Here is an 11745-nt window from a genome sequence, read left to right on the forward strand (position 1 = left end):
GGTCACGTTCGCCGAAATACGCACCAGGGAATCGCTTGAAGGCATGTCGTCAACTTATGGCTGTCACATTGCTCCTGCCAGTGATCCTGTCAACGCCAGCGCATGCGGCAGGGCCGGAAAAAAATGTGAGCTTTTGGAGTTGGAAACGCTGCCTATCACGTTCGCGGGCGCTTACTTCGCGCCAACCGTCGACGGCAGCATCAATGGCAATCCCACCAAGGCCTTGATCGACCTCAGCGCCTACGATACGAACGTGGAGATTGCGGCCCTGGAGGCGATGGGCATTACCTATACAAACAAGTTCGCGGGGTATGGCGGCGGGCGGATGGCGTATAAAGTCAATCTGGACTCCTTAAAAGCGGGAGCATCCAACGGCAACGGGTGGTTCAACGCGTTCGCGTATGAGGACGCGGACTTTGGATTCAGGATTGGCGCTGATTTCCTCCTGAAGATGGATCTGGAAATATCGCTCGCGCAGAAATACATCAAATTCTGGAACCCGCTTGACTGCGGTGCGAAACATCTTGCGTACTGGGACGCGGATGCGGTGATCATTCCCTACACGGTCCATGCGGAGGACGACATCCGCCCGCTTTTCAAGGTGAGAATAAACGGGCATGAAGCGGATGCCATGTTTTCGCCGTCCACCGCCCAGTCGGTTATTGACAGCGATTTCGCCAAAAAAATCGGCCTGGTGCCCGACGCCCCTAAAACAATGGCCGCTGGCCAGCCCATGAAGCCGTGGCTTGCCAAAATCGAGCAGTTGGAAATTGGGGACGAAAAATAAAGGATGTAAAAATCCATACGATGAAAACAGGTTTGGTGAAACAGTTAATTTTAGGCGCCGATTTCATGCGCGCACACCGAATACTGATCTCGACCGCCCAAAAACAGATCTACCTGACCTATACCGGCGGGGAACCCTTCCCGAAGGACGCGGGCGTCGGCGAGGCATGGTTTCGCGCGGAAGTAGCCGCCGGAAATCCCGATGCGCAGTTGGCGATGGGGGATGCCGAACGAACCAAGCCGGCGGCTGAACGCGACGACGCCACGCAAATGGGGTGGTACCAGAAGGCGGCCGCGCAGGGGAGTCGAAGAGCGCAGATCAAGTTGGGTCTGAAAAAATTCGCAAGTGGCGACTTCGCCGGTGGCGCCATCGATTTCAAGCAGGCGCAGGTCCAACGGAACCCCCCCCTTTTTGAGCACCATGGTGTATCTGGCGACGGCACGTTCGGGCAAAGCCGGCCAGGCGCTCGAAGAGCTCAAGGCGGCCAAGTTCAAAAATACCGAGGCTTGGGATGTGAACGTCATCGACTTCATTCTCGGGAGAATCGATGAGGACGAATTGCGCAAGCGCCCGCTGAAAGGGACGTGGTCGAAGCAGGAAGCCGCCTGCACGGCGCAATTCCATATCGGGCAATCGCACCTCATCGCGGGCAAAGTCGCGCTCGCCCGACCGGCGCTCGAAGCGGCGATCACAGCATGCAAGGATCGCGCATTCGAGTCCTCGGCCGCGCAAATGGATCTGGACCGGCTGCCCAAGTAAGAATTTGTCCTGGCGAAGTCCATTTTTGCAAAGCCGACGATCCTAAGTCCGACAGGCTCCTAGCAGCCTTTCAACGGAAAACCCGGCCGCGATGTCGGGTATTTTTTGTCGCCTTCATCGGCGAATTCCTCTGCTCTGTGCCTGTGATGCGGGCCTCCATCGCTCTGGCCCCCCGGGTCGCACTTAATACCTTACTGTGGGCGTCTCCAGCCGGCGCGGGACACCCACGAGTGCCCGCGGCCGCTATACTCTCGGATAGCTATTTGATAATTACCCCGATGATCGAACATCCCTCCCAGCAAGTCGACAACGCCGCGGTCCCCGCGCGCGCCCGATTTTATGGACTCGGCTGGGCGCTGGCGGGGACCATCCTGCTGATTTTGCAGAGCAGCATGATGCAGCTGCTATTCGGCGGTGGTTACAATCCATTTGCGCCGGTCTACCAGATATTCATCTTCTATTCTTTATCCACGGCGCTCTTTGTGTGGGCCTGTGTCCGCTTCCTCAACCCCGTGCTGGCGCGCAGCTTTCCATCCAAGCTGACGCCGCGGATGGTCGTCGGCTTGCTGCTGATCCTCGTTGGCATGGTTGTGCTGACGTTCGCCATCTATGGGCTGCTATTTCCGGCGGTGATGGGGCGTTCGGTCAAACCACTCGGCCTTATTGAGGTTTCGTATCGGGGCGGTATGGTCGCCTTGATTGTGTACGGCTGGTTGCTCCTGCGCGACTTCACCAGTACGCAGGCGCAACAGGCGTGGCGGCTCCAGATCGAAACCGACGCGCTCGCCGCCGACTGCGACCGCAGCGAACTGGCCATGCTCGAGGCGCAAATCGAGCCCCATTTCTTGTTCAACACGCTGGCCCACGTCAAGCGCGCCTACCGGGTCGATCCGAACGCGGCCGACGCCTCGCTTGCCACCCTGATCGACTACCTCGAAAGGGCATTGCCCGCCCTTAAGCGCATGGACTGGACCGTGCGCGACGAACTCGAACTGATCACCCTTTATCTCGACATTCTCGAACAGCGTTTTGGCGGCCGCCTGCGTTACACGATCGACGCGCCGCCGGCAGCCGGGGCGTTCCAGCTGCCAGCGCTGAGTATCGCCACCCTCGTCGAAAATGCCGTGCGACATGGCCTGGCGCCCAAGGCCGGCGATGGCGCGGTGCTGGTCAAGGTTAGCGCGGGCGACACGCGCTTGTTGATCGAGGTCAGCGACGATGGCGTCGGCTTGCGCCAGACGTCCGGTAGCGGTCTTGGCCTGGCCACCGTGCGGGCTCGGCTGCGCGGCAAGTTCGGCAACGCGGCCCAGCTCATCGTCGAGCCGGGCCGGGTCGGCGTGCGCGCCGCCATCGCCATCGAACTGGAGGCGGCGCATGCGCGATAAGTCCTTCGTCCGTGCGCTGAGGAGGGCGCTTGTGCGCTTGCGCACCCGTCCAACGCAGACCTTCGGTTTCGCCCTCATCGGAAGCGCGGTGGCGCTGCTGACGGAAGTGCCGGATTGGATCATGTACATCGAACGGCGCGGACTTGACGCATACTTGCGAAACAAGCCGTCCGATATGCTTGCCGCGCTGGTGGGCGGCCTGGTCGTCACCTCCGCCTTGCGCATGTGTACCGAAAATGGCGCCGACTTGATCCGCCGGCCCTGGAAGTTCCTCCTACTGCTGTCGCTTGGCACGGCCAGCGCGAGCATCATCAGCTGGTTTGTCATGATCCACATCTTCAGCAGCAACTTTCAGTCCATTGCGGATGTCCCCTTGCACGATTTTGTCGAGATCTGGTTGCAGGCGCTCTTGTGGGGCGGCCTGGTCGGATGGCTGTTTCTCCTGTCCTTGCAACATGCCGATGCCCAGCAGAGGCTGGGATTGCTGCTGGGACGGCGCGCATTGCTCGCGCGCCAGCTCGCGAAAGCGCGCCTTGGCACCGCGCGCGCGCAGATCGATCCGGCCATGGTGGCCAAGGTGCTGACGGTTGTGCATGCCCGCTATCGGGACGATGCGCCATCGGCGGCGACGCTGCTCGACCACCTGATCAGCTACCTGCGCCTTGCGATGAACCGGGTCCGGGTGGAGCGGCCAACATTGGCGGCCGAGGCCACGCTGATCAAGGGCTTCGTCGCACTGCGCGAAGTTGAACACGGTATTTCCCTCGCGTTCGATGTCACGCACCAGGATCCGCACAATACCGGTGCCGGTGCGCGCAACGGCGGCCAACTTTTCCCAATGGTGCGCGCGCTCGTGGACGAGGGCATCCATACGGGCGCGGCGGTCCTGCAATTGACGATCGCGTGCCTGCCCGGGCGCATCGATTTGCGACTGCGCATTCCGAACGGCGCGATATCGCCGGAGCGCCTGGCGGCCCTGGCGCTGTCGCTCGAAACGCTGATGCCATCGGCCCCGGCACCGATACAACTGATTGATGAACCAGGAGCGAGCACGTATGTGGTCCACGATGTCTTCCGCTGAAACCACCGCCCTCATCGTCGAGGACGAACCGGCCTTGCGCGACGAGTTGCGCGAGATGCTGCAAACGCTGTGGCCGGCGCTCGCCATCGTGGGCGTCGCCGGCGACGGCGTCGACGCCCTGCGCCAGATCGCCCAGCATCGCCCGCAGATCGTCTTTCTGGATATTCAAATACCGGACCCGAACGGCCTCGACGTGGCCCGCGCCATCCGCGACCAATGCCACATCGTGTTTGTGACCGCGTACGATGCCCATGCGATCGAGGCGTTTGAAAACGGCGCGGTCGATTACATCCTCAAACCGATCAATCCCGAGCGCATGGCGCTGACCGTGAAGCGCCTGCGGCAACGCATCAACAATGCGCCGGCGGATTTGTCGCATCTGATCGAACAACTCCGCCCGCAGCAGGCAAAGGTGCCCTTCATGCGCTGGATTACCGCCTCGGTCGGCAATTCGATCCGGCTGCTCACGATCGATGAAGTCGTGTATTTCCAGTCCGACCAGAAATACACGCGCGTGGTGCTGGCCGATTCCGAGGTGCTGATCAAGAAAACCTTAAAGGAACTGATGACCGAACTCGATCCGGAACAGTTTTGGCAGACCCACCGGTCCACGGTCGTCAACGCGCTCGAGATTGCGAGCATCGAGCCGAACATGGGCGGGCAATTGATCGTCAAGCTCAAGAACCGGCGCGAACAACTGCCGGTCGCGGAATCGTTCGTGCGGCGCTTCCGCCAGATGTGAGCCGATTTACTTGGCCGGCGGCTGCGGCGCCACCACCTCGCTGCCCAGTTCGACCGCGAAAGCGGCGGCGAGCCTGGTGAATTTGAGCGCGTGAGCGGCCTGGTTGCCGCTGCTGGCGAAGGTATCCCTGATCGTGTGGATATGCGGGTTGTCCTGCCGCATCGACGATTCGAAGGGCATCGAGGCCGCATAGCCTTGCGCATTCCATGAGGCATGGTCGGAGCAGGCGTAGCCGCACTTGTCGGTGGACACCGTCAGCGCGGGCAGGTAGGCCTGGATCAGGCGCCCGAGGAAGGCGTTTTGCAAGCTGTCGGTGTAGTCGGTGAAGATGGTGATGTCGGCCGTCGAGCCTTTATAGTTGATCATGTCGAGCTGCAGCACGCCAAGCACATTGACGCCCCGCTTTTTGAAATCGCGCGCGATGTCTTGCGAACCACGCAGGCCGACCTCTTCGGCCGCATAACCCATCAGCTTGATGGTGCGGCGCGGCCGGTAGCCGCTGGCGACCATCACCCTGAGCACTTCGGTCAGGCCGGCCACGCCCGAGGCATCGTCGTCGGCGCCGGGCGCCAGGCTGGTCTCGCGGTTGCCGCCGATGTTGATCGAGTCGAGATGGGCGCCAAGCACCAACACTTCGTCGCCGCGCTCGCTGCCCCGGATGGTCGCGATCACCGATTGCTGCTTGTAGCCGTCGTGCGCGAATTGTTCGACCGAGATATCGTCGCGCCCGGCGCCCAGCTCGGCCCAGGTTTTTTTGAGCCAATCCGAGGCGGCGGCGCCATGCGCGCTGCTGTAGTAACGATTGACGAACGCGGACAGGGTGACGATGGTCTGGGCGAGCCGGTCCTCGTGCATCTGCGCCAGCATCGGCGCCACCACCGCCTGGTTGGCGATGAGATAGGCGGGACGCCCGAGCGCGGCGAGCGGCACCGCGTCGGCGCGCGCGAGCGTGCGCAGGCCGTCGGCCTCGCTGGCATGGTGGGCGAAGCCGCCGCAATGCCCGAGCCCGTGGTGCAGGGCCATCGAGAGCAGGGCGACATCGGTGGCGCGCACCTCCAGCAGGTGCACCTGCTCGGTGGCCTGGACGATGCCCGCATCGCCGCTGCGGACCATGGCGCTCGCGCGCACAGTGACCATGCCGGGCGCCACGCTTTTGAGGTAGCGCAAGGCGGTGTCGCTCGCTGTGATCCAACTGTTTTGGGCCGCCGCGGGCCCGGCCGCCAGGAGCATCGCCAGAAAGATTGAACGTATGTGCATGCGGCGGCTCCTTCGAAAGTTGAGGGATGCCTGGCGGGAGTGGGCGAAAACCGCCACCTGCCAAGGCGCGTCCTCTATATAGCGGCGGCGCAACGGCGAGCGCGAGGTTCGCGCGCGCGCAAAGCTTGATGCAAATCAAGCATCGGGCAGAGCCGGATCAGAGCGGGCGGCTGACCTTGACGAGGAGGAAGTTGACGCCATTGTTCGGGCGTTTCAGGCTGCCGTTCGAGAAATGCTGGATTTTGAGGCCGGCCTCCCATTTGTTGCTGAACACATAGCCGAACCCGATCTGCTCGCCGAACTGGAGGCGCGTCGACAGCTTGTTGCCGTCGTTGTCGTAATGGCGCGACAGCAGATAGATGCCGATGCCAGCCTCGGCGTACCAGCCGGTGCCGCCTTTGCCCCGCAGCCGCAGCACCGGTGAAATGCCGATCCCCGTGATGTTTTGCTTCTGGCCGGGCGTGTCGCGGTATTGCGTGGCGCGCCAATAGGCGAGCGAGGTATCCCAGTGGCCGGTGAGCCGCATGCGCTCGAACGTGGCGACGGGGTCGTGCCAGTGCGCCTGCACCGCCACCCGCAGCATGCGGATCTTGGAATTGGTGCCGGCCTCGAGCGAAATATGGTCGAGCTGCGGCGCGGCCATGGCCAGCGCGGGCAGCAGCCCGAGGCCGCCGGCGCCCAAAAAACTGCAAAGCACCCTGCAAAGAAATTTTGAAACGGACATAATCGCCCTCGACCTCAATAAGCAAGTTGCGGCGGTCTCTGCAACCGCGACCCGCCGCGCGCCACGACCACATAAAGGAGCTATCTTGACACTGCCAACCATCGCCTTCCTTGGCATCGGTCTAATGGGCCGCCCTATGGCGACCCGGCTGCTGCAATCGGGCTACCCGCTGCGCGCCTGGAACCGCTCGCCGGGCAAGGCCGACCGCCTCGGCCAGGCCGGCGCGACCGTCCACGCCAGCCTGGCCGAGGCGGTCGGCGGCGCCGCGATCGTCATCTCTATGCTCGAGGCCGGCGCGGCCGTGGAACAGGTGGTCGGCGCCGCCTTGCCAGCGCTGGCGCCGGGTGCGCTGTGGATCGATATGAGTTCGACCGGGCAGGGCGAGGCGCTCGCCTTCGACGCCACCCTGCGCGGGCACGGCCTGCGCTTCATCGACGCGCCCGTCTCGGGCGGCGTGGCCGGGGCCGAAGCGGGCACGCTGGCGATCATGGCCGGCGCCAGCGCCGCCGATTTCACGCAGGCCGAAGCCGTGTTGCGGGTGTTGGGACGGCCCACCCTGGTCGGGCCCGCCGGCAGCGGCCAGGTCGCCAAGCTGTGCAACCAATTGATCGTCGGCGGCACGCTGGCCATCGTCGCCGAAGCCCTGCTGCTGGCGCAGGCGGCCGGCGCCGACCCGGCCGCCGTGCGCGCGGCGATACGGGGCGGATTTGCCGAAAGCAGGATTTTGGAAGTGCATGGACAGCGCATGCTCAAGCGTGATTTCATGCCCGGCGGCCAGGTCAAGAGCCAGCTCAAGGATTTGCAAAACGCTCTCATCGCGGCCGCCGCGGCCGGATTGGTGCTGCCGGTGGCAAATGTGGTGACCGACAACTACCGTTCGATCGAACACAGCCATCCGCGCGCCGACCAGTCGGCCGCGCTGCTCGCGCTCGAACGGATGAACCCGGGCCGCCGCCTCGGCGACGGCCCCGACCGGCTACCCTGAGGGGCCGGCCGGACGTGGGATGGTCGGCCGCGAAAAGCGCTCGACGCAGACTTCACCGCAGCGGCATGCTCATCTGGGCCAATTGGACCCAGTAGCTGGCCCCGATCGGCAGCAAGGTGTCGTTGAAGTCGTAGCTGCCGTTGTGCAGGTTGCAGGGGCCGAGGCCGTGCCCGCCCGAACGGTGGCCGCCTTCGCCATTCCCGATGAACACATAGCAACCGGGCTTGGCTTGCAGCATGTACGCGAAATCCTCGGCGCCCATGGTCGGCTCGGTGTTGGTTTCGACCATGTCGACGCCGGCCACGGCCTTCATCGCCTCGATCGCGAACGCGGTTTCGGTCGCATGGTTGATCAGCGGCGGGTAATTGCGATTGAAGGTGAACTCGACCTCGGCGTTGAAGCCGGCGGCCGTGTGGCGCGCGATCTCGCCCATGCGGCGTTCGATCATGTCGAGCACCTCGAGCGAGAAGGTGCGCACGGTGCCGATCAGGGTGGCCTCGTCGGGGATCACATTGGTCGCGCTGCCCGAATGGATCTGCGTGACCGACAGCACGGCCGACTCGAGCGGACTGGTCTCGCGCGAGATGATGGTCTGCCAGCTCTGCGCCATTTGCACCGCGACCATGACCGGGTCGATGCCCTTGTGCGGCTGGGCCGCGTGCGCGCCCTTGCCCTTGACCACGACGTGGAACTCGTTGCTCGACGCCATCATCGGGCCCGGCCGCACGCCGAAGGTGCCGACCGCCATGCCCGGCCAGTTGTGCATGCCGTACACGGCGTCCATCGGGAATTGCTCGAACAGGCCGTCCGCGATCATGCGGCGCGCGCCGCCGCCGCCCTCTTCGGCCGGCTGGAAGATCACATACACGGTGCCGTCGAACTGGCGGTTGGTGGCCAGGTGGTGCGCCGCGCCGAGCAGCATCGCGGTGTGGCCGTCGTGGCCGCAGGCGTGCATCTTGCCGGGGTGCACGGAGGCGTGCGCGAAGGTGTTGACCTCCTGCATCGGCAGCGCGTCCATGTCAGCGCGCAGGCCGATCGCGCGCTCCGAGCTGCCGTTCTTGATGATGCCGACCACGCCGGTGAGGCCGAGCCCGCGCACGATCGGAATGCCCCATTCGGTCAGGCGCGCCGCGACCACGTCGGCGGTGCGCACCTCCTCGTAGCACAACTCGGGATGCGCGTGCAGGTCGCGCCGGATCTGCTCGAGTTCGGAGCGGAAGGCGATGATGGGTTCAACGAGGTTCATACGATTTCTCCTGGATGCCGGCCGGGCCGGCCCTTAATGGAACTATTGTAGCCTTTGTCACCACACTCGATCCAGTGCCACACGCCCATTGCGGCGCCGCGGCCGTAAATCCCGCGTGCATCGAATGTTCTTCGCTGGAATCGTATAAAGTAGCGGTTTGAATTCAGCCGTTTGGACCATCCGATGACGACCACCCTAGTGACGACCAGTCAAGCGACGACCAGTCAAGCGACGACCAGTCAAGCGACGACCAGTCAAGCGACGCCGAGCCAAGCGACGCCGACCCAGGTGCGGGCCACCTGCCCGCATGACTGCCCCGACACCTGCGCCCTGCTGATCACCGTGCAGGATGGCGTGGCCACCGAGGTCAAGGGTGACCCGGAGCATCCGACCACGGCCGGCGTGCTGTGCACCAAGGTCGCGCGCTACACCGAGCGCACCTACCACCCCGAGCGCCTGCTGCACCCGCTGCGCCGGGTCGGCAAAAAGGGCGAGGGCAGGTTCGAGCGCATCAGCTGGGACCAGGCATTGGACGAGATCGCCACGCGGCTGGGCGCGATCGCCGCGCGCACGCCGCAGGCGGTGCTGCCGTACAGCTATGCCGGCACCATGGGGCTGGTGCAGGGCGACTCGATGTCGATGCGCTTCTTTCACCACATGGGCGCCTCGCTGCTCGACCGCACGATCTGCGCCACGGCCGGCTTCACGGGTTATAAATACACCATCGGCGCGACCATCGGCACCGACCTCGAGCAGTTCCAGAACGCCAAGCTGATCATCATCTGGGGCGGCAACCCGATCGCCTCGAACCTGCATTTCTGGATGCGCGCGCAGGAGGCCAAGCGGCACGGCGCGAGGCTGATCGCGATCGACCCGTACCGCTCGCTCACGGCCGAGAAGTGCCACCAGCACATCGCGCTGCTGCCGGGCACCGACGCCGCGCTGGCGCTGGGCCTGATGCACGTGCTGGTCAACGAGAACCTGACCGACGCCGCCTACATCGCCGAGCACACGCTCGGCTTCGCGCAGCTTGCCGAGCGCGCGGCCGAATGGACGCCCGAGCGCACCGCCGAGACCTGCGGCATCAGCGTCGACGAGGTGGTGGGGCTGGCGCGCGAGTACGGCGCCACGGCGCGCCGCGGCGAGCCGGTCGCGATCCGCGTCAACTACGGCGTGCAGCGCGTGCACGGCGGCGGCATGGCTGTGCGCAACATCAGCTGCCTGCCGGCGCTGGTGGGCGCGTGGCGCCACGCCGCCGGCGGCATCCAGCTGTCGGCCTCGGGCGGCTTCCCGGTCAACCGCGCCGGCCTGCAGCGGCCCGATCTGATCAAGGGCGCGCCGCGCACCATCAATATGAGCACCATCGGCGACGACCTGCTGCGCGATAGCTCGCCCGGCTTCGGTCCCAAAATCGAGGCGCTGGTGATCTACAACAGCAACCCGGTGGCGGTGGCGCCGGAGTCGGGCGTGGTCAAGCGCGGCTTCGAGCGCGAGGATTTGTTCACCGTCGTGCTCGAGCACTTCCAGACCGACACCGCCGACTACGCCGACATCGTGCTGCCGGCCACCACCCAGCTCGAACACGTGGACGCCCACAGCGCCTACGGCCACCTGTACATGATGGCCAACAACGCGGCCATCGCGCCGCTGGGCGAGGCCAAGTCGAACGCCGAGATCTTCCGCCTGCTGGCCGCACGCATGGGCTACGACGACCCGTGCTTCAAGGAGAGCGACGAGCAGTTGGCGGCACAGGCCTTCGACAACAAGCATGTGCGGGCGGTGCACTTCGACTGGGATTCGCTCAAGCGGCGCGGCTGGCAAAAGCTCAACATGCAGGACGCGCCGTTCGCCGAGGGCGGCTTTCCGACGCCGTCGGGCAAATGCGAGTTTTATTCGGCCAGCATGCTGGCCGACGGCCTCGATCCGGTGCCGGCGTATATCGCGCCGCACGAATCGGTGGCGTCCAATCCGGCGTTGGCGGCCAGGTATCCGCTGGCGATGATCTCGCCGCCGGCGCGCAATTTCCTCAATTCGACCTTCGTCAACGTGCAAAGCCTGCGCGCGGGCGAGGGTGAGCCGCACCTCGACATCCATCCCGACGACAGCGCCGCGCGCGGCATCGCCAACGGTGAGATGGTGCGCATATTCAACGACCGCGGCTCGTTCGTGGCGCGCGCGCGCGTGACGCCGAAGGCGCGCGCGGGCTTGGTGGTGGGCTTGTCGGTGTGGTGGAAAAAACTCGCCAGCGACGGCAAGAACGCCAACGAAGTGACCAGCCAGCGCCTGACCGACATGGGCCGCGCGCCGACTTTTTACGACACGCTGGTGCAGGTCGAAAAAGCGGCGGCATAGAACGCGAAACACCTACGTCATCCCCGCGCAGGCGGGGACCCATAGGACCGATGCAGCTCGCCGAGGCATCACCCTTCTCGGTGCGGAAGCGCGAACAACCACTTACGTCATCCCCGCGCAGGCGGGGACCCATAGGGCCGATGCACATCGCCGAGGCATCACCTTTCTCGGCCACGGGCAAGAAGTTTGGCCAACACGGATCAAGGCGGCTATGGGTCCCCGCCTGCGCGGGGAAGACGGTTTTAAGGTCTGCTTCAAAGGCATACTTGACGCAAGAGGCGCAAACCGAAGAGGCGCAAACCGAAGAGGCGCAAACCGTAAAAGCGCAGAAGCGCAGAAGCGCGAACAACCACTTACGTCATCCCCGCGCAGGCGGGGACCCATAGGGCCGATGCACATCGCCGAGGCATCACCCTTCTCGGCCACG

At 64.5% G+C, this 11745-nt stretch carries 11 protein-coding genes; 7 read left to right on the plus strand and 4 right to left on the minus strand.

The window, feature by feature from the left end:
* On the plus strand, nucleotides 1-787 hold a 787-nt coding region (locus tag C7C56_RS28980; RefSeq protein WP_181373237.1), incomplete at its 5' end, for a pepsin/retropepsin-like aspartic protease family protein.
* A gap of 50 nt (nucleotides 788-837) precedes the next feature.
* Here C7C56_RS28980 and C7C56_RS18385 read toward each other — a convergent pair.
* Nucleotides 838-1209: a hypothetical protein gene (locus C7C56_RS18385; protein WP_106758823.1), complete on the minus strand. Its 372-nt coding sequence runs from the start codon at nucleotides 1207-1209 to the stop codon at nucleotides 838-840.
* Between C7C56_RS18385 and C7C56_RS18390 the strand changes: the two genes are divergently transcribed.
* From C7C56_RS18390 to C7C56_RS18405, 4 genes are all read left to right on the plus strand, one after another.
* Nucleotides 1199-1546, plus strand: a complete 348-nt coding sequence (locus C7C56_RS18390) for a hypothetical protein (protein WP_146204544.1) — start codon at nucleotides 1199-1201, stop codon at nucleotides 1544-1546. The genes C7C56_RS18385 and C7C56_RS18390 overlap by 11 nt on opposite strands.
* 230 nt (nucleotides 1547-1776) lie before the next feature.
* Entirely contained in the window at nucleotides 1777-2931 is a 1155-nt protein-coding gene (locus tag C7C56_RS18395; RefSeq protein ID WP_181373238.1) for a sensor histidine kinase, read from the plus strand.
* The gene (locus C7C56_RS18400) at nucleotides 2921-4012 is read left to right on the plus strand and encodes a hypothetical protein (protein WP_106758826.1); all 1092 of its coding nucleotides are present in this window, start codon (nucleotides 2921-2923) and stop codon (nucleotides 4010-4012) included. Before C7C56_RS18395 ends, C7C56_RS18400 begins: the two co-directional genes overlap by 11 nt.
* Nucleotides 3999-4754, plus strand: coding sequence for a LytR/AlgR family response regulator transcription factor (locus tag C7C56_RS18405; RefSeq protein WP_229458856.1), 756 nt, complete (start codon nucleotides 3999-4001; stop codon nucleotides 4752-4754). Before C7C56_RS18400 ends, C7C56_RS18405 begins: the two co-directional genes overlap by 14 nt.
* A gap of 6 nt (nucleotides 4755-4760) precedes the next feature.
* Here the strand turns inward: C7C56_RS18405 and C7C56_RS18410 are convergent, their stop codons facing one another.
* Together C7C56_RS18410 and C7C56_RS18415 are read right to left on the minus strand one after the other, a co-directional pair.
* Nucleotides 4761-6011 carry a M20/M25/M40 family metallo-hydrolase gene (locus tag C7C56_RS18410; protein ID WP_106758828.1) on the minus strand — a complete coding sequence of 417 codons (1251 nt, stop codon included), beginning with the start codon at nucleotides 6009-6011 and terminating at the stop codon, nucleotides 4761-4763.
* A gap of 157 nt (nucleotides 6012-6168) precedes the next feature.
* On the minus strand, nucleotides 6169-6735 hold the full coding sequence (locus C7C56_RS18415; RefSeq protein WP_229458857.1) for an acyloxyacyl hydrolase: 567 nt from the start codon (nucleotides 6733-6735) through the stop codon (nucleotides 6169-6171).
* A gap of 85 nt (nucleotides 6736-6820) precedes the next feature.
* Here C7C56_RS18415 and C7C56_RS18420 point away from each other — a divergent pair, with 85 nt between their 5' ends.
* Nucleotides 6821-7720: an NAD(P)-dependent oxidoreductase gene (locus tag C7C56_RS18420; RefSeq protein ID WP_267874719.1), complete on the plus strand. Its 900-nt coding sequence runs from the start codon at nucleotides 6821-6823 to the stop codon at nucleotides 7718-7720.
* A 52-nt stretch (nucleotides 7721-7772) separates the two neighbouring features.
* Here C7C56_RS18420 and C7C56_RS18425 read toward each other — a convergent pair whose 3' ends face one another.
* Nucleotides 7773-8966, minus strand: coding sequence for a M20 aminoacylase family protein (locus C7C56_RS18425; protein WP_106758829.1), 1194 nt, complete (start codon nucleotides 8964-8966; stop codon nucleotides 7773-7775).
* A gap of 183 nt (nucleotides 8967-9149) precedes the next feature.
* On the opposite strand from C7C56_RS18425, the gene C7C56_RS18430 reads away from it, so the two are divergent.
* Nucleotides 9150-11318, plus strand: coding sequence for a molybdopterin-containing oxidoreductase family protein (locus C7C56_RS18430; protein ID WP_106758891.1), 2169 nt, complete (start codon nucleotides 9150-9152; stop codon nucleotides 11316-11318).
* Nucleotides 11319-11745: the final 427 nt, after the last annotated feature.

Source organism: Massilia glaciei (genome assembly GCF_003011895.2).
Lineage (GTDB): Bacteria > Pseudomonadota > Gammaproteobacteria > Burkholderiales > Burkholderiaceae_D > Telluria_A > Telluria_A glaciei.